The organism is Exiguobacterium sp. s80 (genome assembly GCF_018618725.1).
GTDB lineage: Bacteria > Bacillota > Bacilli > Exiguobacteriales > Exiguobacteriaceae > Exiguobacterium_A > Exiguobacterium_A oxidotolerans.
This window is the reverse complement of record NZ_JACSMP010000005.1, coordinates 1-24,634: the sequence shown is the minus strand read 5'-3', so window position 1 is coordinate 24,634 and position 24,634 is coordinate 1. Positions and strand designations below refer to the sequence as shown.

Here is a 24,634-nt window from a genome sequence, read left to right as displayed (position 1 = left end):
CATCGAGCGGCACTCCCTTCTTACTGTACATGAAAGAACGGGTCTCATTTAATTTGTATCGGCTTAGCTGTCGAGCGAAATAATAAATAAGCCAGTGTAAAGAGGACGCCGACAAATAAACTAAAGTAAAAAGCAGGAGGAAGTAAGACGAACACACTGCCTGCAATCGGTCCAAGAATCGACCCGAGACTAAAGGAAATACCGGCTAGGAGGTTGCCGGTCGGTAATAAGTGACTCGGTAATTGTTCGGTCATGTAAGCGACCCCTAATGAATACGTCGAGCCGAGTGCCATGCCGCTAAAGGCGAAGATGGCAAACAAGGCACCGTAACTTTCAAAGAGGAAACAAGCCGCGAGAAACGCGCTTGCCCCGATGCAGAGTACAGTAATTAAGGTACGCCGTTTTCCGAAGTGGTCAGCTAGCCGTCCGAGCGGGAGTTGCATGATGAGCGAACTGACGACGAATGTCGTGATTAATGCACTCGTTTCGGACAAGGCATACCCGTTACGTGTCGCGAAAACCGGGAAGCTTGCATTCAATGTCGCTTCCAAAAATCCGTATGTGAAGCCAGGCAGTAACGTAAACCAGGCACTCGCGAGGACGAGACGATAGCGGGAGGCTGCACTTTGTAATTCTTCCGGCATGATGTCGGTTGGTTTTTCATTCGGCAAGCGACGTAACAAGACGAGGACGATGACGGTCAATGTCCCGGTTAAGACGAACGGAAGCCAGTCAATTAAATCGACAAGTGGAGCGGCAAGAGGACCGAGTGCGAAGCCAAGCCCGAATGCCATGCCGTAAAGCGACATCGTCCGTCCTAACTTTTCATTGGGGGTAATCGATGTCACCCAGACTTGCGAACCGTAATGTAACGTTTGATCGCCAAACCCGACGATGAAGCGTAATACCATCCAGGCGAGGACGCTTGGTAACAACGGAAAGGCGAACACAGCGACGGCGACTAACGATAGACCGAAAGAGATGACGGGGACATAGCCATGACGTCGTAAAGGTTTTTCCATCAATGGAGCAGCGACGATAACACCGATATAAAGGACGGCAGCACTCAGACCATTTATGTAAGCAGGTGTTCCTTGACGCTCGAGTAAAATAGACAACAAAGGAATCAATAATCCTTGCGTAAAGCCGGAGATAAAGACAATCGATAAAATCAGGGCGAAGCGACGAGACACGACAAAACAACTGCCTTTCATTTTTTTGAATTAAGCATAACACGCCCCGCCTGCACGATTGTACAGCGGGGCGCTTGTGTTCCTATTTTTCAGTCTGTTCAAAACGTGTTGGGCGTGGCATATGCAGAAGGTGTTCGTCCCAATCCGTCTGATCGAACACTTCATCATGTTCGATGCTGTGGGAAGAACGAATTCCAATCATCATGATTCCGAGTACCATACTGAACATCCCGATGATGGTGACAATCCCGACGAGCCATTCCATTTTGAAAACTCCCTTCAGCGAAAGAACGTGTGTCAACTTTGTGACAATCTTTTCCCCGTTTGGAAGCAGGTAAAACCTGTCGGCTGTTATAAGCGACTTGATTGCTTGAGGAAGTCGACATCTGGATAGTAGGCATTCTTGACGAGCGCATTCGGTCCGAGGCACTTAACGGCCGGGCAATGACACGATAGACTTTTATTTAGTTCAGTTTGTTGCCATTCAGCATAGGCGTCGTTGAAAGAGGTATCATGAATCGTTCCGAGAGAAGCGAGTTCATCACCAAAGTCCGTGACGATGATCTCACCATCAAAAATATTGACGTTTAGGCGTGAGCGTCCATCCGGATCGTTTCGGACAGATACATTCGTTTCTTGACGCAGACGGCGATGAAGAGCTAAATCTTTTTCCTCCATCGAACAGGCATAGAACGGGAGTGTTCCGAAGAGCATCCAGATGTTCGGGTCACGGACGTCAAGCAAACGATGGATCCCGTCGCGAATTTCATCAAGACTGGCAGCTTCAATCATTGAAGCGAAATCTGCTGGATACATCGGGTGCACTTCATGACGGACGCAACCCATATCCACGATTTCTTGATGAATCGCTTCGAGGTGCGGGAGTGTCCGTTTATTAATCATTGTTTCGGCGGAGACAAGAACGCCACGGGCATTTAAAATCCGTGCATTCTCCTTCATTCGTTCGAATAACTTCGTCCGCGCTTCACGTGACGGTTTCCGTTCCATCATCGCAAAACCACCATCGATGAAATCGTCCGCCGTTCCCCAGTTATGGGATATGTGTAAAACGTCGAGATAGGGGATGATTAATTCGTACCGTGAGAGTGGAAGTGTTAAATTTGAATTAATTTGGGTTTTAGCGCCGCGTTCGTGGGCATACTTAAGTAAAGGGACAACATATTCCTTGACCGATTTCGTCGATAGCATCGGTTCGCCCCCTGTAATCGAAAAGGCCCGGAGATGTTTGATTTCATCGAGACGTTTGATTAATAGTTCGACGGGGATTTCTGGGTTCTCGCTACTCGCTAACATATAGCCGACGGCACAATGTTCACACCGCATGTTGCAGAGTTTTGTTGTCGTCACTTCGATGTTCGTCAGCATGGCCTGACCATACTGTTCGATATCGCGATAGGCTTCCCACGGATCATTTTCGATCGTGATCGTTGATTGTTGTAACATAGTTATATTCCTCCTTCATAAATGCTCCACTTCGTATCGTATGCTAAAATAACGACGGAATCTATAAGAAGAAAGGAAGTCTGAATAATGGGAAAAGCAAGAACTGATAAACTTGGCCAGATGAATGTGCTAAAATCAAGAATGCAGCTTCTATGCCACACGATCGATTCACTGGATGAAACATCAGATATCGAGGATTTAGAACGACTCGCAGTTTCCTTGGACCAGTTAAAAGCCAAGGTACTTCGTTATGCAAAAGATATGAAGGAACATGAGGGATCAGAAAGCGGTTAATCGAAACCGCTTTTTCATTTGTATCATGGAAAGGATGAAGAGAATGGCAACGAAAATTAAACTAAATGTCGGAGAAATCCGCTCCGTCACGTGTCTACGGATGGGAATCAATGGCGAGGGGATTGCGACACTCGAACGACAAATCGTGTTCATTCCGGGGTTACTCGTCGGAGAAACAGCACAGATTGAAATCACGGAAGTCCACGACAATTTCGCAAATGCAAAACTAGTCAAACGTGATGATCGCTCGCCGGATCGTGTCACACCACTCTGCCCGATTTACAGTCAATGCGGCGGATGCCAGCTTCAACATATGAGCTATGCAGGACAACTCCGTTACAAAGAAGAGATGTTACGAAATGCATTCTCGAAATCAACGAAGTTGAACATCGAAAAGGCAGATATCCGTTCAACAATCGGTACAAAAGAATGGGAATACCGGAATAAATCGCAATTTGCGGTCGGAAAAGAAGGCAATCAAATCGTCAGTGGTTTGTATTCAGCGAATTCAAATCGTCTTGTCGCGATTGATGATTGCATCGTACAAAATAAAGAAACGTTACGCGTCAACAATGCCGTGACGAAGTTATTAAATGATTACAATGTACCGGTCTACAATTCTGCGAAACAAGATGGTGTCATTCGTAACATCGTCGTCCGGACAGGAATCAAAACAGGTGAGATTCAAGTCGTCCTCGTCGCGTTTAAAGATGGATTTAAAGATCTCGAAGCACTATCACGTGATATTCACAATATTCCGGGTGTCATCTCGGTCGCGCTAAACATCAATGACAAACTGACGTCACGTGTCTTCGGAGAAGAAACAGAAGTTCTTCGTGGTGTCGAAAAGATTGAAGAGCAGATGGGTGAATTCACGTATCAACTTTCGCCACGTGCCTTCTTCCAATTGAATCCGGAACAAGCAGAACGGATGTATGAAGAAGTCGTTCGGGCAGCGGCGCTGACGGGTGAAGAGCGTGTCGTCGATGCGTATGCTGGAGTAGGATCGATTGGTCTTTGGCTTGCAAAAGGAGCAAAAGAAGTCCGCGGTATGGAAATCATTGAAGAAGCGGTTGAAGATGCGAATGCACACATGAAGCAATATGGTTTCAATCACGCCCATTACGTCGTCGGGAAAGCAGAAGCTTGGATTCCGCGTTGGGTCAAAGAAGGTTGGGTCCCGGATGTCTTCATCGTCGACCCACCACGGTCGGGTTGTGATACACAACTATTGAATGCGATGATTTCGTCAAAAGCTAAAAAAATCGTCTACGTTTCGTGTAATCCACAGTCGCTTGCCCGCGATTGTGATCACTTGATGAAGGCTGATTATAAAGTGAGTTACATTCAACCGTACGATATGTTCCCGCAAACGGCACATGTCGAAGCAATCGTCGTCCTCGAGAAAAAGAAAAAGAAAAAGTTCTAATACGTACGAACGCCGCCTTCTTGAAGTAAATCAAGAAGACGGCGTTTTTTGTTTGGATTGATACTGTTTGTAGACGAGGTGAGCCGCATACAGAACGATGACGACACCGACGACAATCCACTGGATTACCGCATCGCTTCCGATGAACCAGCTGACGCTCGCGACCTCGATAAATAGAGCAGGAATCTTTCCAAGAGTACTTGCGATGAAAAAAACGAGCGGAGAGACACGACTAGCCGCACTCAGTAACGTGACGAGGCCAGACGGAATGAACGGCAAGACGCGTAGTAAAACGATCAGCCAAAACGCATCACGTCCGTTCGTTTCAGCGAGCCGGTCGGTCCACTTTTGAACGCGGACCGAGTCAATCTTTGGTGTAAGATGCCTGACGCCGAACCGGTACAAGTAAAAAGCGATGAGTGCACCAAAGGCCTCACCTAGGAAGGATAACAAAAACCCTTCCCAGTAACCGAAGTAAAGCACGTTTGCAGCGGTGACGAAAGCACTCGGTAAGAAACCAAAAATACTGACGATGAAGCTGACGAGCAAGCTGATCAGAACCGCGAAATGGTCCGCACCCTGAAGTAAATCAATTAATCTCGTTTCGATGAAGAAACACTCCTTTTAAGCAAACACTTCTGAAAAACAATCGTGAAAACGGATGACTTTTTTTGTTATGCAAATCCATCGTCTTCATCCGGTAAGAGGGGAAGCGTGATTGTGACGGTCGTTCCTTGTCCGATTGATGACGTAAAGGCAAGCGTTCCATCGTGGCGATCGATGATGTGCTTCGTGATCGCGAGGCCAAGACCGGTCCCGCCATCTTTACGTGTCCGCGATTTGTCGACACGATAAAAACGTTTCGTCAAACGCTCTAAATGTTCAGGGGGAATTCCTTCTCCTTCATCACGGATCGTACAGATGGTCAAATTGCCATCCGTTTTCGTCGTCAAGTAAATCGAACGGTCAGACGGTGTGTACCGAAGGGCATTGTCAATCAGGTTTCCGATGACTTGTTCCAACCGGTCATTGTCACCGAGGACGATTTGACTCGGATCAAAGTCTGTCACGAGTTGAATGCCTTTTGCTTGCGCGATCGGTGCCATCCGGTAGACGACATCTTCGAGAACCTGGCTGAAAACGAGCGGTTGTTTCGTCATCGGATACGAGTCCCGTTCAAGTTGCGCGAGGTCGAGTAAATCGTTGACGAGACGCTGCAGACGTTCCGTCTCCCGTTCGATGATTTGGTAATACTGATCGCGTGTCTTCGTGTCTAAATGTTCATCTTGCATCATTTCCGTATAACCACGGATATAGGACAAGGGTGTCCGGAGTTCGTGGCTGACATTCGCGAGGAACTCTTTTCGCTGTTCGTCGACTTCGCCAAGTGATTCTGCCATTTTGTTCAATGTTTCGGCAAGCTCCCCGATTTCATCATCCGATTGAATCGGAATCCGGTAATCAAAATCACCTTGGGCATAGACCGTCGAGGCCCGTTTCATGTCAATCAATGGACGAATGATCGTATCGATGATTTGTCGACCGAAGATGACGAGGTTGAGGACGATTAAGCCGATCATGAAGAAAATCATCAGCCGCAGAGGGCGGAACGGTTCACTGATCTGTCCCAGTTCAAGGTAGAGGATCAACGTCCCGACTAACCGGTTGTTTTCGATAATTGGAAATCCCGTCATCAAAATATCAGTGCCTTCAATCGGATGGGTCCGGCTCGAGACGACCGTTTGGCCGTTTCGGAGCTGTTCGATATCTTCGTTCGTCAGGAAACGCAGTCCGCCCGGATTCTTTTGTAAGAAATCGATGAAAAAGACTTTTGATTCCGTCAGCTCGTTCGTATAGGTCATTCCGTCATAAAAAGCACCGGACAGGCCTTCCGATTCATAGATGTTAATCAATTTTTCACCGCGGTTCAGCAAGATGTCTTCTTGTGTCTGGAGATAAAACCGGTCGTACAGATAAAACGTGAGTAACAGGAAGAGAATCGCCGAAAAGACGCTCGTGAACCAAATTGTGATCCAAATCCGCTTTCGGATCGTGTAGCGTTTAATCATACTTCCTCGAATTTATAGCCGATGCCCCAGACCGTTTGAATGGCGCCCCCAGCTTCTCCGAGTTTCAGGCGAAGTGTTTTGATATGCGTATCGACCGTCCGTAAGTTTCCGATATAATCGGCTCCCCAAATCTGGTCGAGCAGTTGTTCGCGAGAAAAAACTTTGTCGTTATGTTGGACGAACAAGTGCAACAAGTCGAATTCTTTTCGTGTCAGGCTGACTGGTTTACCGCTGACGTGGACGCTTCGGCTTTCTGTATCGAGTTCGAGTTTGCCGATCGATAACGACGCCGATTGATCGACAGCGAAACGGTGCGACCGGCGGAGCGTCGCTTCGATTCGCGCAAGGAGTTCCCGTGGACTAAAAGGTTTCGTGATGTAGTCATCGGCACCGATTTTTAAACCATGAATCCGGTCGAGTTCGTCCGAACGTGCCGTCAACATGATGATCGGGACATTTGAAAATTCGCGAATCCGCATGCATGCCGTCAGTCCATCCATTTCAGGCATCATCACATCAAGTAAAATGAGATGGAAGGTATCCTGTTGAATTTTATCGATTGCTTCTTGTCCATTCGTCGCAGTTGTCGTGACGTAAGCTTCTTTTTCAAGGTTTGATACGAGTAAATCGCGCATCTGTGCTTCATCATCGACGACGAGTATTTTAAACTGTTCTGCCATTCAAATCGCTCCTCATTCATCCGGGAAACGGGATTTGAACCCAGTTGACCGGTGAGTTTTTTTTAATCATACCATTTGAGCGTTTCACGCCGCATCAAAAGTACGACAAAAAAAGCACGAGTGGGCGATGCCACTCATGCTTCGAGTTGTTGTTCGTAGACCGTTTCGAGCTCACGACCATGAATATACATGTGGAAACTCGACTTTGATACTTCATACAGCGTGAACTGGGTCTCGCCTGTATTCAATTGTTCGAGTAACGTTGGACGGAGTTCATCCGCACAAAAGGCATAAGGCAATTTTTCAGCTGCTTTTTGTGAACGGATATTCGTCTGGCGTATCTTCATAAAGACACTCTCGAAACCGAGTTCGAAAAACAGCTCGGAAAAGAATGCTTCTTTTGCAAGGTTGTTATAGCCTTTTCCATGATACGGTTTACCTAACCATGTACCGAGAAAACCATAATGTCCTTCGATATCGAGTAAACTGATTGTACCGATTGGTTGATCGAATTCATCCAGGATTGTACGTGAGACAAGTTCACCACGTTCTTCCTCTTCGATTGCCTGCTTTGTAGTAAACAGAAATTCATCAAAGTACCGTGTTTTTTGGCGGACGTACGGATATACGTCTTGATGCTGCATCAGTTCGAACAAATCAGCGCAGTCGCTCAGCTCCCGTTGCTTGAGCATACTTCCATTCCTCCTTCTTAAGACCGCTAGAATGATTGTCGAAAGCTACCTGTCTGACTCGTTTGAACCGCGCATGGTATGCCTTCTTCAGTTGTCGGATAAGATAATATTACCTTCTTTTTTTAAAAATGCAAGTAAATAATTTTTGTGAAAAAACATACAAAAACAAGACAAATTTTGCAAATGAAAATGACTGTTTTTCACAAAGAAAAAAGCCTTTGATTTTCAACGTTTTAGCGTTAAAATCAAAGGCTGATTTTTTAAGACATCGAGGTTAAATGCGTGTGTTCAAAAATGACGTTTCCGTCAATCATCGTCATGAGCGGTTTTGCTAAATAATCAAGTGGGAAATGGCTCCATAACACTAAGTCAGCATCTTTTCCGACTTCAATCGATCCGACATGATCCGATACGCCAAGCGAACGAGCTGGATTGATCGTGATGGCGCGGAGGGCAATGTCGACGGGTAAGCCTTCACGAGCGGCGAGTCCTGCGCACAAGTTCAAGTACTGAACAGGCGTGTACGGATGATCGGTCGTGATCGAGACTTCGAGACCATGTTCGTGGAGAACGCGATACGTCTCCCATGTCTTATTTTTAAGCTCGATTTTTGATTTGCGGGTGAAGGTCGGTCCGACGGTGACGTGTTCAATCGGCAATTGTTGTAATTCTTTTGCGACGAGATGACCTTCCGTGCAGTGTTCGATCCGGACATCGAGATTAAATTCTTCAGCGAAGCGGATGGCAGACAGGATATCATCCGCCCGGTGTGCATGGACGCGAAGTGGCATCTCTTTATTCAGGACGCGTTCAATCATTCGGTGAGCGAACGTATCTGCCGTCCGTTGCATCTTCACTTCGAGGAACGCTTCGCGGAGCATGCCCATGATGCCCATCCGCGTCAATTCTCCTGCACGTCCGGCACTGTGGACACGTTTCGGGTTTTCACCAAGCGCAATCTTCAGACCGGCATATTTCCGTAAAATCATATCGTCGATAAAGCGTCCGTGCGTTTTGATGACACTCGTCACACCACCGATGATGTTCATGCTGCCCGGCATGACTTGGACGGTCGTGACACCATGTTCAATCGCTTCTTTGAATCCTTCATCCAGCGGATAGACGCCGTCAATCGCACGCAGGTGCGGTGTCATTGCGAAAATCGTTTCGTTGGCGTCATTTCCGACCGTTCCCGTTCCTTCGTCATAAAGCCCGAGATGGGTATGGGCGTCGATGAAGCCCGGCAATAAAAAGCGTCCTTCGGCTTCGATGACACGTTCGTTGTCTTGAACGTCAAGTAACTCGTGGATTTCGTGGATTTTGCCATCCTTGATGCGAATATCACCATAAAAACTATCTGCTGTGATCGGGAAAATGTGTGCATTGCGTATTAATACGTTCAACGTTTCGTCAGCCCCTGTATTAGTTTGTCTGCTCTAAGTTGCTTAGTGCATCCTTTAATTCAGCATACCGAAACTTGAACCCATTTTCGAGTGCTTTTTTCGGAATGACGCGTGCTCCTTCGAGGACGATGACGCTTTTTTCACCGAGTGCGAGTTCGAGAGCAAAGCGCGGAGCCGGTAACCAGTGGGGGCGCTGTAACGTTTTTCCGATTGTTTTTCCGAACTGACGCATCGTTTCCGGATGCGGTGCCGTAATGTTAAGCGGACCAGTGAGTTGATTTGTTTTAAGGGCAAAGATGAATAATTCAACGAGGTCGTCGATATGAACCCAAGAGACCCATTGCTTTCCGTCGCCCATCGTCCCGCCGCCGAAAAGCTTGTAGGGGAGGCGCATCAATGGATAGGCTCCGCCTTCTTTACTAAGGACGACACCGATCCGCGGATGGACGAGCCGAATCCCGAGGTCAGCGATTGGTTGGGCTAACGCTTCCCACTTGACGCAGACTTGACTGAGGAAGTCACTTGTCGGCGGGAGTGGCTGTTCCTCCGTGAATGTCTGGTGCCGGTCCTGTCCATAGATGCCGACAGCGGAAGCGGAGAGGACGACAGCCGGTTTCGTTGTTAATGCCTGGTTGATGCGGACTAACTCTTTCGTCGAATCGATCCGGCTTTGCAGAATCGTTTGTTTCCGTTCTTCCGTCCAGCGACCATCATTGATGGAAGCGCCAGCCAGGTGGATAAAGGCATCGATACCTTCAAGCTGCTGTTCTGGAGCGGCGGACGACGTCAACCACTCAACGTAAGTAGTGTGTTCTGTGTTGTCTTGTACGGACCGGGTCAAAATATAGACATGATGCCCCTCCGCAATCAATCGTTTCGAGAGCGCCTGCCCAATCATTCCTGTCCCACCTGTAATCGCAATCTTCATCTGTATCATCCCTTTCAACAATCTTGTACATATGTTCCCGTTTGTCAGTTTCACTCAAACATGAGGAAGCATGTTATCGTTAAGTATTCAGTTTCATATAGGAGGATACCCCCTTGAAGATTAAACGGATTTCAACCCAAAAGAAAAATAATGAACGGTTTAATATCTATATCGAACGGGACGGAAAAGAAGAGTATGCGTTTGCCGTCGATGTTGACATCTTAATTAAATATAACCTTGAGCGTGATAAGGAAATCGATGACGACTTCGTCAAGGAAGTGTTGACGGCGGAAGAAGAACAAAAAGCTTACCGGTTGTCGTTGAACCATTTGTCTTACCGGATGCGGGCGACGAGCGAAGTCGAAACGCATTTGATCGAAAAGGAAACGCCGGAACACGCAATCAAACATGCGATTCAGCGCCTGACGGAACAAAAGTATATCGATGACCAGCAGTTTGCCCTTGCCTATACGGCGACGAAAAAAGCGACGACTCCCCAAGGTCCGGGACGAATCCGGCGTGATTTAGCAGCATTGAAGGTAAAAAAAGAGTTTATCGATGAAGCGTTACGACAGTTTACGGAAGAAGAAGAGCTTGAGAAGGTCGTCAAGTTCTTGCGCCAAAAACAAAAGGAATTAGCGCGGCGTTCGGTCCGGGAATTGAAACAGAAACTGCAACAAACTCTGATGCAACGTGGTTTTTCTTCAGAAGTGACGCAACAAGGGTTTCAAATCGTCTTTGAGGAAGTCGAAGTCGACGCGGAAGAAGAGGCGGCGCTCTATCAAGCGCGTAAATATTATCCGAAATATCATAAACTGGAGCCATTTGCCCGAGAACAAAAAACGAAACAAGCACTCGTTCGAAAAGGGTTCCCATATGGAATCGTGGCAACAGTCATCGAACAGGTCAAGCAAGAAGAAGAAGGAATCTAACAAGCGTCTTTCCTTTTGAAAAAATTGAAAACTCATTCTCCTAAATAGCAAGATGGAAAATTGACAATTGTCCGACAATTGTGCTATTCTACGCTCAGATTAAGAAAAGGAGGAACCGTCACATGAAAAAGCAACTTGTTATCGCATCTACTATTGGACAGTTGAATATGGCGGAGACTCTCGAACTCGTATAAACACTCATTTTAGTGTGCGATTGACAGGGAATCCGTTCCCCGAGCGCGCAGACCATATTTTTGATTCATATCGTCTTTTCAAGGCATATTGATTCTCGGACTGCTTCCGGAAATCAGTATGCCTTTTTTGTGCGTTCGGAAAAAAGGAACACCATAACATGACACAAAGGGGGGAACCATCGTGCGATTATTTCGCCAACTCAGTTGGTTTCTAAAAGAACACAAAACATCTTATCTGATTGCCGTCGTACTCTTAATTATCACGGGTTTTATTGATTTAACGCCGCCGTGGCTGATTGGAAAAGTGATTGACGGGTTACGGTCCGGGTCGATGGACCGGACGACACTGATTCAATATGTCGTCGGACTGCTCGTAATTTCGATCGCTTCGTTTATTTTGACGTATCTATGGCTCGCGAAATTGTTCGGGACGGCATTTTTACTCGAACGGACATTACGAAGCCGATTCTTTACACATTTATTAAAATTGACGCCGACATTCTATCAAAAGAACCGAACAGGAGATTTGATGGCGCTTGCGACGAATGACTTAAAAGCGGTCGAACGAACAGCCGGATTCGGTGTGTTGACACTTGTCGATTCGTTGAATATGACGGCGATCACCCTCGTCGTGATGGGGGTCGCGATTGATTGGAAACTGACGCTCGCGGCACTCCTTCCGATGCCGCTCCTCGCGTATGCGATGAACAAGCTCGGAAGTCAAATTCACGGCCGCTTCATCGTCGCCCAAGATGCGTTTGGAACGATGAATGACCAGGTCGTCGAATCGATTTCCGGACTTCGTGTCATCCGCTCGTTCGTCCAAGAAGAGATCGATGTCAAAAAATTCGATGACACGACGACGGATGTCTTCGAAAAAAACATGCATGTCGCAAAAATTGACGTCTTATTCGAACCGATCATCAAGTTATTGGTCGGTGTCAGCTATTTAATTGGTCTATCGTTCGGGACGTACCTTGTCTTTACGAACGATATTACGCTCGGTCAGCTCGTCGCTTTCAATATTTACCTCGGGATGTTGATTTGGCCGATGTATGCCTTCGGTGAGCTCATCAACGTCATCCAGCGCGGGACGGCGAGTCTCGATCGCTTAGAAGCGACGATGCGTGTCAAACCGCTGATCACATCGACACCGAAAGTCGAAGTTGTGCGACCGGGAATGATTACTCTGGCTAACTTGACGTTTACGTATCCAGAGATGAATCATCCGTCGTTACACGGGATTGATTTGACGATCAAACACGGACAGACGATTGGAATCGTCGGTCCGACTGGATCTGGGAAAACAACGCTCTTACGCCAATTTTTACGGGAGTATCCGATTGGACGAGACATGTTGAAAGTAAATGGAACCCCCTATGAAGACGTCGCACTGGAGACCGTCCGCGGGTGGACGGGCTATGTCTCGCAAGAGCATCTACTCTTCTCAAAATCCGTACGCGATAACATTTTGTTCGGGGCGGGTGAGGCAACAGAAGCTGAGTTGCAAGAAGCGATTCGTTTAGCGGCCTTTACGACGGATGTCGAGACGCTTGACCAAGGGTTACAAACGATGGTCGGAGAACGGGGAGTCACGCTTTCCGGTGGACAGAAACAACGCTTGTCGATTGCCCGGGCGATGTTGAAGAAACCGGAGTTGCTGTTGCTCGACGACTCGTTGTCAGCCGTTGATGCGAAAACGGAATCACAAATCATCGACGCGATCCGGACGAACCGTCATCAGTCAACGACATTGATCGTTGCGCACCGGTTGTCTGCCGTCGCGCATGCGGATGAAATTCTCGTCTTACAAGACGGCGTGATCAGTGAGCGGGGAACGCATGAACAGCTGATGGAACGACGTGGCTGGTATGCAGAACAATTCGAACGACAAAGTGAAGAAACGTAAGGCAGGAGGTGCTGAAATTGACTGAACAAGAAAATTATTTACTCGATCCCGTCAGACGGAAAACGACGATTCGTTCACTCGTCCGCTATGCGATGCATGAGAAACGCGCAATCTTTCTCGGGCTTTTCCTGCTCGTTTTAGCGGTCGGAGCCGAACTGACAGGACCGTATATCGCAAAAATCATCATCGACGAACACATCGTCGCAATCGAAAAAGACTGGGTGGAAGTCGAATCGGGGGGGACGGTCGGTTATGACGGACGACGTTTTGCGAAGTCGCAAGACGTTCCGAAGTCGGCGGTCATCGGTCCGATCTCGATCGTCCAGTCGAAGGCGGGGTATTATTTCGTTCCGGAACAAGTCGTCAGTGGTGGCGAACGTCAAGTCGCGGGGGACACGTTAACTGTCACGCGAGGAGAGGAAACGTTTCGGTACGCCGGTGTCGAAAAGCTCACGCAAGGACAAGTCTATGATTTTTATGCCTCGGACTTAAAGGCGATTGGTTGGTTATCGCTCTTTTATATCATTTTGCTGTTGATCGCAGCGGGCCTGAACTGGGTCCAACAAATCTTATTGCAACGCTCAGCGCATAAAATCGTTAAACGGATGCGGCTTGATGTCTTTTCACATCTGCAACGCTTGCCGGTCCGTTACTTCGATCAGACACCGATTGGTAAAATCGTCAGTCGTGTCACGAACGATACGGAGACGATCCGGGATCTCTACCTCGGTGTCCTGGCGCGTGTGTTCTCAGGCATCATCACGATGGCAGGGATTCTCGTCGCGATGTTCTTCCTGGATGTCCGGCTGGGTCTCGTTTCCTTAGCCATTATCCCGATCGTCTATTTTTGGATTCAACTGTTCCAAAAGTTTGCGACGGAAAACAACTTTAAAGTCCGGGCACTCGTCGCGGATATGAACGGACAATTGAATGAAAACATCCAGACGATGCCGATCATTCAGTCGTACGCCCGTGAAGCAGAAGTGCTCGCTGAATTCGAACAGAAAAATGAAGAAAACTATCAAACCCGTGCGAAACTGTTACGGCTCGATGCATTGATGTCACACAACTTATCGTATTTCTTAAAAAACTTGACGCTCGCCTTATTGATTTGGGTCGTTGCCGGTCAAAGTTTAACGAACGGGACATTTTTATCACTCGGAATTCTCTATGCCTACATTGATTACGTGTCGCGTCTGTTCGAACCGGTCACACAAATCATGAATCAACTGTCACCGCTCCAACAAGCACTCGTCTCGGCCGACCGGATGTTCCAGTTGCTCGACGAAAAAGGTGAACCGGTCGAACAAGGTCGGATTCCCCGTTTCTCAGGGCGCGTCGAGTTTAAAGACGTCGGATTCAGCTATGAAGAGGGGTATCCGGTTTTACGTCAAATCGAGATTGAGGCACGTCCTGGTGCGACCATCGCCCTCGTCGGGCATACGGGGAGTGGGAAAAGCTCAATCATGAACCTGTTGATGCGTTTTTATGATCCTTCGTCCGGTCATCTCCTGATTGACGGACAAGATGTTACGACGTTACCGAAACAAGCGGTCCGTGACCACATGGGAATCGTCTTACAAGATCCGTTCTTGTTTACAGGAACGATTCGTTCGAACATTACACTGGATAATCCATCGATTTCGGAAGAGCGTGTCCGCCAGGCAATCGTTGCCGTCGGAGCAGACCGCTTCATCGATCGACTTCCGCATGGCTTAGACGAACCGGTCATCGAAAAAGGTGCGACCTTGTCTGCGGGGGAACGGCAATTAATCAGTTTTGCCCGTGCGCTTGCCTTTGATCCCGCGATTCTCGTTCTTGACGAAGCGACGGCAAGTGTCGATTCCGAGACGGAAGCGATGATTCAAGAAGCCTTGCTGACGTTGACGAAAGGACGGACGACCTTCATCATCGCGCACCGGTTGTCGACGATTAAAGATGCCGATGAAATCATCGTCCTCGATCACGGTCAAATCATGGAGCGTGGTACACATGACGTGCTCTTGTCGGAAAAAGGGATTTACGCGAAGATGTACGCCCTTCAAAGCAAACGGAATCTTGAGCTGAAATCGAGCTAACACCATGATATGACTCCTCCTTTTCGTATATACTAATGACGAAGAGGGGGAGTTTTTTGATGGAAACACGGATGAGTCAATTATCGAAATACGAATTAGAAATGCTCGTCACGAAACTAAACGAACAAAAAAGAAAAGCGGAGCAGCATGGGAACATGAGTGAAGTCGAAGTTGTCATTCGGAAAATCGCGATGGCACAAAGTTATCTCGTCGATGCAAGTCAGTTCGAAACCGGACAACTTTACCAAGTCGAAGGGGAAGAGGCGGTATTCGAATTACATTTCGTCAACGGCGTCATGGGTTGGGGGCATTTTGAAGGAACCGTCAACGAAGTCGCGATTCCGCTTGCGCTGATTCATTCTGAGGAGGGTGTATGATGGAAGAAAACCGCACAGCGGCACTAGAGCAACTAGCAGGAGAATTACAAGCCGTCAATCCGGTATTAACGCCAATCGAGGCATTGACATGGGTCGAAGTCCTTTGGGAAGATTTTGAGGCGACGCTTGCCCGGGCAGGCGAAAAATATCAAGGTGAGGCTGTCGCCGTCCGGTTCGTCGAGCAACAAATCAAACAACATGGCGCGATGTTGCACCGCTTCAATACATCGAATGAAAAGTTTAAGCACTTGATGCTCGGACGCGACGTCCAGTAAATGAACAGAAAAAGACTCCCTGTCTTGGTCGGTTGACCACGGACACGGAGTTTTTGTTTATAAAGCAGGGATAATCAGTTTCTTTTGCAGCGTCCGTTCGCTAAAGACCCAACCCGTATAGGAACTGACGATTTGTTGGGACGCCTCGTCGATTCGGACGACGGCAACGAATGGGTAGACATCTTTTGTGAAATACCGTAAGTTCGTGAAACGATATTCGACGATGCCGTCTTTTCGGGATACCGTATACGTGTGGATTTTTGAGAAGGCGAGGAAAGCTTTCAAGTCCTCATTTTGTTTGACGACTTCATAGAGTGAATCCCCATGCGGTTCCTCTTTGATGCGGAAGTTTCCGCATTCGACGACGACACCAGAGTTGATTTTGACGACGGAATAGTCGTCGCGCAGTCGTGCTGCGACGTGCCACTCGTCCCACTTCATTCCGGGTGAGATGAATAACTTGTGGGCCCCGCCATAGTAACGGGCTGCCGTCGCCAGGGCATCATTTCGGAGTTTAAACTGTACGGCGTAATAAATCGCGACGATGACGATTAAAATCGGGAAAATGACGATGGTCGCGCGTGTCAGGACCCAGATTCCGAAAGCGCCGTAATACATCGTGAATAAATACGGATCGAACGTATTGATGACACCCCAACCAATCCAGGTCTGTTTGAAGGGGTGCAGAGCTTGTGTGCCATAGGCGTTAAACAGATCGACGAAGACATGAAGGGCGACAGCGATCTGCGCCATCAGCCATAATGAAGTAGGTGGTACGCCGAATAAGGTGCCGATGACGATTGATAAGAGTAACGGCCAAGCGAGTAGGGCAATCAATCCATGGGATTTTCCACGGTGTTGCGTCAAGTAAGCACCGTTCCCTTTAAATTTAAAAACCGTGTCAAAGTCGGGGGCGTGCGATCCGACTAAGGCAGTGGTCGTGACGGCAGCAAAGAGTGTTGCGCTTGCTGCGACATCCGGTTCAAGTGTTGCGATGGCGGCGAGACAAAGTCCCATTCCGATATGTGTACCAGTATCCAATGCGAATTCGCTCCTCTAAAAGTAGTAATGGTACGGATAAACAAACAAGTGTAAGCGTTCCGGGTAATTTTCATTCACTATAACGTATTTTTGTAGAAAAGAGGTAGACATTTGATCCCCGTTCAAGAATATTTCATAAACTTTAACAAACGAACGTTCACAACCGAATTGGTCGCATGGTTTTTACGTGAACAACGCCAGTTACCATGGCGAGAAACTAAAAATCCTTACCACATCTGGATTAGTGAAATCATGTTACAACAGACGCGTGTCGATACCGTCATCCCTTATTATAATCGCTTCACGGACCGTTTTCCGACGCCGCACGATTTAGCGGCGGCAGAGCAAAGCGAAGTCTTAAAATACTGGGAAGGCTTAGGATACTATTCCCGTGTTAAGAATCTTCAAATCGCCGTTCAAGAAGTTGTTGAAAAATATGGCGGAATTGTTCCTGACGAAAAAGAAATTTTTGAAAGCTTACGTGGTGTCGGACCGTATACGACGGGAGCAGTCCTGTCAATTGCTTACGGTCAGGCGGAACCGGCAGTCGATGGAAATGTCATGCGCGTCTTATCGCGGGTGCTTGGGATTTATGAAGACATCGCCGCACCGAAAACACGGAAACTGTTCGAGGCAGCGGTCCATGAACTGATTGATCCGCTTGATCCGTCGAGCTTCAACCAAGGATTGATGGAGCTCGGGGCAATCGTCTGTACACCGAAGTCTCCGATGTGTGGGTTATGTCCCGTCAATGACGTCTGTTTTGCGTACGAGCGAAATGCCCAAGGTGAGTTACCGGTCAAAACGAAAAAAGGAAAAACGCAGACGATTCAATACGACGCTCTCGTCTACGAAGAAGCAGGGAAAGTTGCAATCGAACAGCGACCGGATACGGGACTGCTCGCGGGTATGTGGCAATATCCGTTAGTCGAATCGACGGAAACCGTACCCGGAACGTATGTCGGGAAGATTAAACATATCTTTTCACACCGGATTTGGGAAGTCAGTATTTACCGTGTCGCGACGCAACCTGAAGGAACGGTACTGATGGATGAAGCAACGTACGTCAAGCAGCCGATATCAGTCGCACAAATGAAAATCGATCGTCTATTAAAGGAGGAGACTACATGAATACATTTCGTACGGAAACGAAAGTAACAGCGACGTTAGAGCAGGCTTGGACGTTTTTAGGCGATGCGAAAGCATTAACGGGAATGACGGTTTTCCCGAAAGTGAAAACGATTGGTGATACGCGGACAATCGCCGGAAACACGATTCAGCTTAAAGTCGGTCTTCCGCCCATTTTCGTCGAGTGGGAGTCACTGATTCCGATTGTCGGTCAACATGCTTTCGTTGATGTAGGGGTCAAGGTCCCGTTCCCGTTCGCTGCTTGGTGTCATCTCCACCGTGTCGAACAGCGTCCGGACGGGGTCTACATGATTGATGAATTACTCTATAAATCTTATTTTCCGAAAATGATTGTCGATCTACTGATTCTCAAACCGATGTTCAATCAACGGAAACGCGCGATTTTAGACTACTTTAGTTAATAAATCACAGTCATTTTTCTGAAAAAGTACCCTTTCGTTTTTCATGTGTTCTGAAAATGGGTATAATAAGCACGAGAGTATAGAAAAATTGAATAAAAAAGCTTCAGAAAGGAGTAGCACATGAGTCGATTCCCAAAAGAAGGTAGCAAGATTGAGATTCAAAGTTTCAAACATAATGGCAGCTTACACAGAGTTTGGGAAGAAACGCTCGTGCTTAAATCGACGGAAGAAGAATTGATTGGATTCAATGATCGAATCATGGTCAGTGAATCGGATGGTCGTCAGTGGCGGACACGCGAACCCGCGATTTGTTATTTTTCGACAGAACTCTGGTTTAACGTAATCTGTATGATTCGAGAGGATGGAATCTACTATTACTGTAACCTAGGGTCACCTTCGACGTTTGATGAAAAGGATCGAGCAGTCAAGTACATTGATTATGATTTAGACATTAAGGTGTATCCGGACATGTCGTATATGATTTTGGATGAGGATGAGTACGAGAAACATCGCCGGGAAATGAATTATCCGAAAGCGATTGATCGTATCCTGAAGGACAACGTCCAGATTTTAATCCAGTGGATTCGAAGTCGGAAAGGTCCGTTCAATCCGGCATTCGTTGAAACGTGGTATCGTGAATATGAAACAAGATATCGGAGATGATGGTTCGCCATCGTCTTTTTTTAATTGAAGGAAGTGAATCATCATGGGTAAGGAAACTCAACAACAGAAAAATAAGGCGCCAGGTTCGATTCGTCGCTACATGCAGTTCGTCAAGCCGTACAAAAAACAAATCTTTTTGACGGTGTTCGTCGGGATCATCAAGTTTTCGATTCCGTTAGGATTACCGTTACTGTATAAGTACATCATCGATAACCTCCTGACCGATAATACGGTACCGCTTGCAGAGCGGAGTAAGGAACTGGCGTATTTGATTGGAGCGGGCTTCTTCGTCTTCCTCGTCGTCAAACCACCACTTGAATTCGTCCGTCAGTATTTAGCACAGTGGTCGGCGTCGAAAATTTTGTTCGACGTACGGAATAATTTGTTTGATCATGTTCAGAAATTATCACTTCGGTTTTATTCAAATACGAAAACCGGGGAAGTCATCTCCCGAATCATCAACGATGTCGAACAAACAAAAGATTTTGTTGTAACGGGTTTGATGAACTTATGGCTCGATATGATTACGATTTTTATCGCAATTGCCATCATGTGGACGATCAATCCGAAATTGACGCTCGTCGCAATCATCCCATTGCCGTTTTATGCCTTTGCCGTGAAGTTCTTTTATGGGCGGCTCCGCAGTTTGACGCGCGATCGCTCAGCAGCACTTGCGGAACTCCAAGGACATTTGACGGAGCGGGTCAACGGAATGGCAGTTATCCGCAGTTTCGCCCTTGAACCACATGAAAACAAAGCGTTCAAAGGTCAAAATGATGGTTTCTTAAAAGCGGCACTTCGTCAGACGAACTGGAATGCACGGACCTACGTCGTCGTTTCGACGATTACCGACTTTGCACCGATTTTGATTTTTGGTACGGCTGCCTTTTTCGTCTTGAACGGACAAGTAACAATCGGGACGATGGTCGCTTTCATCGGCTACATCGACCGTCTGTATGCACCGCTCGGTCGCCTCGTCAACTCGTCCACTACGTTGACACAATCGATTGCTTCGATGGACCGGATGTTTGAATTTTTAGACGAACCGTATGATATTACGGAAAAAGCACATGCGAAAGATCCGGTCGCTGTTAAAGGAAACGTCCAGTTCGAAGACATCAGCTTCTCGTATGAAGAAGATGGCGAACTTGCGATCAACCGGTTGACGCTCGACGTCCAGGCGGGGGAACGAATCGCCTTCGTCGGAATGTCGGGAGGCGGGAAATCGACGCTCGTCAGTCTGATTCCTCGTTTTTATGATGTTTCGTCTGGACGGATTACGCTTGACGGTGTCGACATCCGAAACTTGAAATTGCGTGGCTTACGCGACCAAATCGGAATGGTCATGCAAGAATCGATTCTCTTTAGTGAATCGGTCGAAATGAACATCAAGATGGGGAACCCGGAAGCGACGGATGAAGAAGTAATTGCTGCTGCGAAGGCGGCGAATGCACACGAGTTCATTGAACGGCTGCCGCAAGGGTACAAGACGGCGGTCGGAGAACGAGGCGTTAAACTGTCAGGGGGACAAAAGCAACGCTTGGCGATTGCCCGTGTCTTCTTGAAGAACCCACCGATTCTCATTCTGGATGAAGCAACAAGTGCGCTAGATCTAGAAAGTGAATCGATGATTCAAGATTCGCTTGCGCGTCTCGCGAAAGGACGGACGACGTTTACTGTCGCCCACCGTCTGTCGACGATTACGGATGCCGATAAGATTGTCGTGATTGAAAATGGTCAAATCACGGAACTCGGTCGTCATGAAGAGTTGATGCGTAAACGTGGCGCATATTTTGAACTGTACGCGATTCAGAACCTCGAGCTCGTCGAATGAAAAAAGGCTATTCCGTTTTTTTCGGAATAGCCTTTTTGTATAAAGAATGAACAGCTTACAATTGTGCGAACGCACGGTTGACGGCAGCAATCGTCTCATCGATGTCTGCGTCCGTGTGAGCCGTCGTCAAGAACCACGCCTCGTATTTTGAAGGGGCAAGATTAATGCCTTGCTCGAGCATCAATTTGAAGAAACGACCGAACATCTCGCTATTTGAGCGCTCCGCACCGAGGTAGTCAGTGACCGTCTCATCCGTGAAGTAGACCGTCAAAGCTCCTTTTAGACGATTGATTGTAATCGTGACGTCATGAGTAGCAGCAGCCTCGAGAATCCCTTGTTCGAGCTTCGCACCGAGACGTTCGAATTCTTCGTAGACACCAGGCTGTTCAAGTAACTCTAGGCAAGCGATACCTGCTGCCATCGATGCCGGATTTCCAGCCATCGTTCCAGCTTGATAAGCAGGACCGAGCGGAGCAACGTGTTCCATGATGTCTTTACGACCACCGTATGCACCGATCGGAAGACCACCACCGATGATCTTGCCGAGTGCCGTCATATCAGGACGGATATTCAATAGTTCTTGAGCACTGCCGTATGTGAAGCGGAACGCCGTGATGACTTCATCGTAGATGACGAGTGCGCCGTGCTCATGAGTAATCTCATTGATGGCTTCGAGGAATCCAGGATGCGGTTCGACAATCCCGAAGTTCCCAACGATCGGTTCGACGAGGACACAGGCAACTTGATCGCCCCATTCAGCCATGATTTGACGATAGGCTTCAACATCATTGAACGGTGTCGTCAAGACTTCTTTCGCTGTTGCTTTCGTTACACCGGCAGAGTCCGGTGAACCGAGTGTTGCTGGACCACTTCCTGCTGCAATCAACATTAAATCAGAATGTCCGTGGTAACAGCCGCTGAATTTCACGACGAGTTCACGACCCGTGTAGGCACGCGCGACTCGTATCGTCGTCATGACCGCCTCGGTTCCTGAATTCGTAAAGCGAACTTTTTCTAAAGACGGAATCGCTTGTTGAAGCTTATGTGCAAAGTCGATTTCTAGGCGATGAGGCGTACCATATAGGAGACCATTTTGCGCCGCATGCGTAATCGCTTCCGTAATATGTGGATGCCCGTGCCCGGTGATGATTGGACCGTAAGCGGCTAAGTAATCGATATAACGATTGCCATCGACATCGTAAAAGTAAGCACCTTCTCCACGTTCCATATAAACGGGGGCGCCTCCTCCGACGGCCTTAAAAGAGCGGGATGGACTGTTGACACCTCCGACGATACATTTTTGGGCAACGTCGTATAACGCCTCGGATGTCGGGCGTGTAGAATGGGTTGACATGGATGATTCCTCCAATCGTTGATTCGTGAAAAATATCACGATATGATTGTATCACGGACGTCAAATCAGAAGCAGAGCCGTTGACGGACGGGAATAATGTAGGTAGACTAATTATAAAGATTACAATCTAATAATCAATGAAAGATAGAAATGAGGGGATGGACGTGGCTAACGAAATGCTAGATGACGCAGTACGATCTTTACGGGACTCGGGCGTTCGCATGACACCACAACGTCACGCAATCTTGGAATACTTGACGACAGGACATACGCATCCGACGGCAGATGATATCTATCGTGCGCTCGAACATCGTTTTCCAAATATGAGTGTGGCGACAGTTTATAATAATTTACGTGTTTTCCGTGAAAAAGGAATCGTTGAAGAGATGAACTATGGAGACGCTTCGAGCCGATTCGATTTCGTTACGACACGTCATTATCATATGATATGTGAAGGGTGCGGTAAAATCGTCGACTTCAATTATCCGGTTCTCGATGATGTCGAGACGGTCGCTGCACATTTGACTGGATTTAAAGTAGATCGTCATCGTCTCGAAGTATACGGGACGTGTCCTGAATGCCAATCAAACGTACAATAAAAACGAGCTTCCTTTAACGGGGAGCTCGTTTATTGTGTTTATTGTATTTTTCATCGAATTCTTTTCCTTCAAGTTCTTGGTCCATCGTGAGTGGCTCATCGCAATGCATACATAAATCGACGCGACCGAGGACTTTTGTTTCTTTTCCACAGTTCGGACAAGTGACGACGGCTGCTTTCGTTGAAGTTAAACCAATTAAGAAATATAAGGCAGTACTCGCTAAGACCATGACAAAACCGAGTAGCATTAAAATAACCATGATGATTTCAAATTGTTTTAATAGAAGACCGCCATACATAACGAGCATTCCACCAAAAACGAGGAACATCGCCAAGTTACGGGCGCGGTTTATTTTATTCTTGCGTTGTTTTTTCAATTGAATTCCCCCTAACGACAGTCTAGCATATTGTAGCTTATGTCCTGAAGAAGGAAACAATGAATTTTTGTCGAAAATGGTAACGGATGAGTATGAGTGAAGAAGGGTGAGAATTGAATGGAACAAGTCACAAGAACAATTTATTCCGAATATGCTGCCTATCAAGAAACGCAAGGGATCATCGCTGTTGAAAAACAGCAACCGAAGGATTCATTGACGGACCAATTTGATATACTGTTACTAGTTGTTACACGGGACTCCTCTATTGAATGGACAATCAAACACTACCGCCTAGATACACTCAAGGTGTCACTTCATGTCGTCCATGAAGATGTACTGTCACGATGGATTGTACTGAACGCGAATCGGCGAGCTGTCCATTGGATATCCGAAGGAACAATTATTTTTGAACGCAATGATTATTTAACTGATATGAAAAAAAGGCTGTTGAATTTCCCGGAAGCAGAACGTTGCCTGCAAATGTCACTGTCTTTTGCGAAACTACTACGTCGTTTTCAAGACGGGCGTAATCTCTTTAGTCGCGGTAACTACTATGATGCTTACACGCACGTGCATCATGCTTTACATCATTTAGCACGGCTTTCCGTTCTTGAAAAAGGAGCACATCCTGAAATTGTCGTCTGGGAACAAGCTCGCATGGATGATCCGGAAGTGTACAAGTTATACCAGCAATTACTATTAAGTGAAGAAACACTTGAATTGCGAATCCATTTAGCTTTGATTGGTCTGGAACATCTACTTCAATCGAAAGTATTATCCGGTGGAAAGTATTTGTTTGAAGTGATGCGTGAAAGAACAATCCCGTGGACGATGTATGAACTAATGGAAAATGAACGATTGCAGGAACTGAAGGTTGATTTAGGTAGTTTAGTCGATTTCTTTATGCGTAAAGGGTTAATTCGCATCTCTTATCGTCAAACAAAAGGTACGGGCGTGGAACTCGTAACATATGAACCAGTCGTTTAAACGATTGGTTCATATGTTTTTTATCGCGAATCGAAAATACTATATATAGAAGAAAAAAATAATTAAAAGTTTTTTATTAAAATCTGTTGACGTTACTATTTTGAGATAGTATATTAATACATGTCGACAGGGCGACACGCTCTGAACGACGAAAACAAATTAAAAAAATAAGAAAAAGGATTGACGGTTAAGTTATTCCATGATATCTTATTAAAGTCGCTAACACGACACGACGAACTTTGAAAACTGAACGATGAGGCAAAAAACGTATCTTCGGATACAAACAATGAATGAAGCGCAAGCTTCGTCAACG

The 24,634-nt window shown here is 47.0% G+C and carries 25 protein-coding genes; 13 read left to right on the top strand and 12 right to left on the bottom strand.

Annotated features, from left to right (window positions below):
- Positions 1-44: 44 nt before the first annotated feature.
- From KNP94_RS10370 to yfkAB, 3 genes are all read right to left on the bottom strand, one after another.
- Positions 45-1,193, bottom strand: coding sequence for an MFS transporter (locus KNP94_RS10370; RefSeq protein WP_239456825.1), 1,149 nt, complete (start codon positions 1,191-1,193; stop codon positions 45-47).
- A gap of 82 nt (positions 1,194-1,275) precedes the next feature.
- Complete coding sequence (locus KNP94_RS10365; RefSeq protein ID WP_029332759.1) at positions 1,276-1,458, bottom strand: hypothetical protein; 183 nt, start codon at positions 1,456-1,458, stop codon at positions 1,276-1,278.
- An 86-nt stretch (positions 1,459-1,544) separates the two neighbouring features.
- Positions 1,545-2,657 carry a radical SAM/CxCxxxxC motif protein YfkAB gene (yfkAB, locus tag KNP94_RS10360; protein WP_088836420.1) on the bottom strand — a complete coding sequence of 371 codons (1,113 nt, stop codon included), beginning with the start codon at positions 2,655-2,657 and terminating at the stop codon, positions 1,545-1,547.
- A gap of 87 nt (positions 2,658-2,744) precedes the next feature.
- On the opposite strand from yfkAB, the gene KNP94_RS10355 reads away from it, so the two are divergent.
- Both KNP94_RS10355 and rlmD read left to right on the top strand, forming a co-directional pair.
- On the top strand, positions 2,745-2,951 hold the full coding sequence (locus tag KNP94_RS10355; RefSeq protein WP_029332765.1) for an SE1561 family protein: 207 nt from the start codon (positions 2,745-2,747) through the stop codon (positions 2,949-2,951).
- Between the two features lie 43 nt (positions 2,952-2,994).
- Positions 2,995-4,380 (top strand): 23S rRNA (uracil(1939)-C(5))-methyltransferase RlmD, encoded by a 1,386-nt coding sequence (gene rlmD / locus KNP94_RS10350; protein ID WP_214808555.1) that lies wholly within the window; start codon positions 2,995-2,997, stop codon positions 4,378-4,380.
- A gap of 30 nt (positions 4,381-4,410) precedes the next feature.
- Here the strand turns inward: rlmD and KNP94_RS10345 are convergent, their stop codons facing one another.
- From KNP94_RS10345 to KNP94_RS10320, 6 genes are all read right to left on the bottom strand, one after another.
- Positions 4,411-4,929, bottom strand: a complete 519-nt coding sequence (locus tag KNP94_RS10345; protein WP_251132629.1) for a TVP38/TMEM64 family protein — start codon at positions 4,927-4,929, stop codon at positions 4,411-4,413.
- Between the two features lie 125 nt (positions 4,930-5,054).
- Positions 5,055-6,449, bottom strand: a complete 1,395-nt coding sequence (locus KNP94_RS10340; RefSeq protein WP_088836423.1) for a sensor histidine kinase — start codon at positions 6,447-6,449, stop codon at positions 5,055-5,057.
- Complete coding sequence (locus tag KNP94_RS10335) at positions 6,446-7,129, bottom strand: response regulator transcription factor (RefSeq protein ID WP_029332769.1); 684 nt, start codon at positions 7,127-7,129, stop codon at positions 6,446-6,448. The genes KNP94_RS10340 and KNP94_RS10335 overlap by 4 nt, the downstream gene beginning before the upstream one ends.
- Before the next feature lie 134 nt (positions 7,130-7,263).
- Positions 7,264-7,821, bottom strand: coding sequence for a GNAT family N-acetyltransferase (locus KNP94_RS10330; RefSeq protein WP_029332770.1), 558 nt, complete (start codon positions 7,819-7,821; stop codon positions 7,264-7,266).
- A 260-nt stretch (positions 7,822-8,081) separates the two neighbouring features.
- The gene (locus KNP94_RS10325) at positions 8,082-9,224 is read right to left on the bottom strand and encodes an amidohydrolase (RefSeq protein ID WP_088836424.1); all 1,143 of its coding nucleotides are present in this window, start codon (positions 9,222-9,224) and stop codon (positions 8,082-8,084) included.
- Between the two features lie 19 nt (positions 9,225-9,243).
- The gene (locus KNP94_RS10320; protein WP_088836425.1) at positions 9,244-10,152 is read right to left on the bottom strand and encodes a TIGR01777 family oxidoreductase; all 909 of its coding nucleotides are present in this window, start codon (positions 10,150-10,152) and stop codon (positions 9,244-9,246) included.
- A 113-nt stretch (positions 10,153-10,265) separates the two neighbouring features.
- Between KNP94_RS10320 and KNP94_RS10315 the strand changes: the two genes are divergently transcribed.
- The 5 genes from KNP94_RS10315 (at position 10,266) to KNP94_RS10295 (ending at position 15,917) form a co-directional block, all read left to right on the top strand.
- The gene (locus KNP94_RS10315; protein ID WP_215115625.1) at positions 10,266-11,084 is read left to right on the top strand and encodes a RecX family transcriptional regulator; all 819 of its coding nucleotides are present in this window, start codon (positions 10,266-10,268) and stop codon (positions 11,082-11,084) included.
- A gap of 375 nt (positions 11,085-11,459) precedes the next feature.
- Positions 11,460-13,187, top strand: a complete 1,728-nt coding sequence (locus KNP94_RS10310; RefSeq protein WP_371816040.1) for an ABC transporter ATP-binding protein — start codon at positions 11,460-11,462, stop codon at positions 13,185-13,187.
- Positions 13,188-13,204: 17 nt separating this feature from the next.
- On the top strand, positions 13,205-15,265 hold the full coding sequence (locus KNP94_RS10305; RefSeq protein ID WP_088836428.1) for an ABC transporter ATP-binding protein: 2,061 nt from the start codon (positions 13,205-13,207) through the stop codon (positions 15,263-15,265).
- Positions 15,266-15,324: 59 nt separating this feature from the next.
- On the top strand, positions 15,325-15,642 hold the full coding sequence (locus KNP94_RS10300; RefSeq protein ID WP_088836429.1) for a DUF1811 family protein: 318 nt from the start codon (positions 15,325-15,327) through the stop codon (positions 15,640-15,642).
- A complete protein-coding gene (locus tag KNP94_RS10295) occupies positions 15,642-15,917 on the top strand; it encodes a YfhJ family protein (protein WP_051667383.1) in 276 nt (91 codons plus the stop codon). The genes KNP94_RS10300 and KNP94_RS10295 overlap by 1 nt, the downstream gene beginning before the upstream one ends.
- 57 nt (positions 15,918-15,974) lie before the next feature.
- On the opposite strand, the gene KNP94_RS10290 is transcribed toward KNP94_RS10295, so the two are convergent.
- Positions 15,975-16,958, bottom strand: a complete 984-nt coding sequence (locus KNP94_RS10290; protein ID WP_214766618.1) for a metal-dependent hydrolase — start codon at positions 16,956-16,958, stop codon at positions 15,975-15,977.
- 111 nt (positions 16,959-17,069) lie between these two features.
- Between KNP94_RS10290 and mutY the strand changes: the two genes are divergently transcribed.
- The 4 genes from mutY (at position 17,070) to KNP94_RS10270 (ending at position 21,005) form a co-directional block, all read left to right on the top strand.
- The gene (gene mutY / locus KNP94_RS10285; RefSeq protein WP_214766616.1) at positions 17,070-18,089 is read left to right on the top strand and encodes an A/G-specific adenine glycosylase; all 1,020 of its coding nucleotides are present in this window, start codon (positions 17,070-17,072) and stop codon (positions 18,087-18,089) included.
- A complete protein-coding gene (locus tag KNP94_RS10280; protein ID WP_214802438.1) occupies positions 18,086-18,508 on the top strand; it encodes a hypothetical protein in 423 nt (140 codons plus the stop codon). The genes mutY and KNP94_RS10280 overlap by 4 nt, the downstream gene beginning before the upstream one ends.
- A gap of 120 nt (positions 18,509-18,628) precedes the next feature.
- A complete protein-coding gene (ntdP, locus tag KNP94_RS10275) occupies positions 18,629-19,171 on the top strand; it encodes a nucleoside tri-diphosphate phosphatase (RefSeq protein ID WP_029332781.1) in 543 nt (180 codons plus the stop codon).
- A 43-nt stretch (positions 19,172-19,214) separates the two neighbouring features.
- On the top strand, positions 19,215-21,005 hold the full coding sequence (locus KNP94_RS10270; RefSeq protein WP_214766612.1) for an ABC transporter ATP-binding protein: 1,791 nt from the start codon (positions 19,215-19,217) through the stop codon (positions 21,003-21,005).
- A gap of 55 nt (positions 21,006-21,060) precedes the next feature.
- Here KNP94_RS10270 and KNP94_RS10265 read toward each other — a convergent pair whose 3' ends face one another.
- Positions 21,061-22,359: a glutamate-1-semialdehyde 2,1-aminomutase gene (locus tag KNP94_RS10265; protein ID WP_215115624.1), complete on the bottom strand. Its 1,299-nt coding sequence runs from the start codon at positions 22,357-22,359 to the stop codon at positions 21,061-21,063.
- Positions 22,360-22,535: 176 nt separating this feature from the next.
- Here KNP94_RS10265 and perR point away from each other — a divergent pair, with 176 nt between their 5' ends.
- Positions 22,536-22,958, top strand: a complete 423-nt coding sequence (perR, locus tag KNP94_RS10260) for a peroxide-responsive transcriptional repressor PerR (RefSeq protein ID WP_369834779.1) — start codon at positions 22,536-22,538, stop codon at positions 22,956-22,958.
- A 13-nt stretch (positions 22,959-22,971) separates the two neighbouring features.
- Here perR and KNP94_RS10255 read toward each other — a convergent pair whose 3' ends face one another.
- Positions 22,972-23,334, bottom strand: coding sequence for a DUF2614 family zinc ribbon-containing protein (locus KNP94_RS10255; RefSeq protein WP_029332785.1), 363 nt, complete (start codon positions 23,332-23,334; stop codon positions 22,972-22,974).
- Between the two features lie 117 nt (positions 23,335-23,451).
- Here KNP94_RS10255 and KNP94_RS10250 point away from each other — a divergent pair, with 117 nt between their 5' ends.
- Positions 23,452-24,321, top strand: coding sequence for a nucleotidyltransferase-like protein (locus KNP94_RS10250; protein ID WP_029332786.1), 870 nt, complete (start codon positions 23,452-23,454; stop codon positions 24,319-24,321).
- Positions 24,322-24,634 lie beyond the last annotated feature (313 nt).

Excerpts from the sequence above, each read along its gene's own strand:
- KNP94_RS10365 (WP_029332759.1), bottom strand. The coding sequence starts at position 1,458 with ATGGAATGGCTCGTCGGGATTGTCACCATCATCGGGATGTTCAGTATG.
- KNP94_RS10335 (WP_029332769.1), bottom strand. The coding sequence starts at position 7,129 with ATGGCAGAACAGTTTAAAATACTCGTCGTCGATGATGAAGCACAGATG.
- ntdP (WP_029332781.1), top strand. The coding sequence starts at position 18,629 with ATGAGTCGATTCCCAAAAGAAGGTAGCAAGATTGAGATTCAAAGTTTC.
- KNP94_RS10320 (WP_088836425.1), bottom strand. The coding sequence starts at position 10,152 with ATGAAGATTGCGATTACAGGTGGGACAGGAATGATTGGGCAGGCGCTC.
- KNP94_RS10270 (WP_214766612.1), top strand. The coding sequence starts at position 19,215 with ATGGGTAAGGAAACTCAACAACAGAAAAATAAGGCGCCAGGTTCGATT.
- KNP94_RS10330 (WP_029332770.1), bottom strand. The coding sequence starts at position 7,821 with ATGCTCAAGCAACGGGAGCTGAGCGACTGCGCTGATTTGTTCGAACTG.
- KNP94_RS10265 (WP_215115624.1), bottom strand. The coding sequence starts at position 22,359 with ATGTCAACCCATTCTACACGCCCGACATCCGAGGCGTTATACGACGTT.
- KNP94_RS10340 (WP_088836423.1), bottom strand. The coding sequence starts at position 6,449 with ATGATTAAACGCTACACGATCCGAAAGCGGATTTGGATCACAATTTGG.
- KNP94_RS10295 (WP_051667383.1), top strand. The coding sequence starts at position 15,642 with ATGGAAGAAAACCGCACAGCGGCACTAGAGCAACTAGCAGGAGAATTA.
- yfkAB (WP_088836420.1), bottom strand. The coding sequence starts at position 2,657 with ATGTTACAACAATCAACGATCACGATCGAAAATGATCCGTGGGAAGCC.
- rlmD (WP_214808555.1), top strand. The coding sequence starts at position 2,995 with ATGGCAACGAAAATTAAACTAAATGTCGGAGAAATCCGCTCCGTCACG.
- perR (WP_369834779.1), top strand. The coding sequence starts at position 22,536 with ATGCTAGATGACGCAGTACGATCTTTACGGGACTCGGGCGTTCGCATG.
- KNP94_RS10300 (WP_088836429.1), top strand. The coding sequence starts at position 15,325 with ATGGAAACACGGATGAGTCAATTATCGAAATACGAATTAGAAATGCTC.
- KNP94_RS10355 (WP_029332765.1), top strand. The coding sequence starts at position 2,745 with ATGGGAAAAGCAAGAACTGATAAACTTGGCCAGATGAATGTGCTAAAA.
- KNP94_RS10250 (WP_029332786.1), top strand. The coding sequence starts at position 23,452 with ATGGAACAAGTCACAAGAACAATTTATTCCGAATATGCTGCCTATCAA.
- KNP94_RS10280 (WP_214802438.1), top strand. The coding sequence starts at position 18,086 with ATGAATACATTTCGTACGGAAACGAAAGTAACAGCGACGTTAGAGCAG.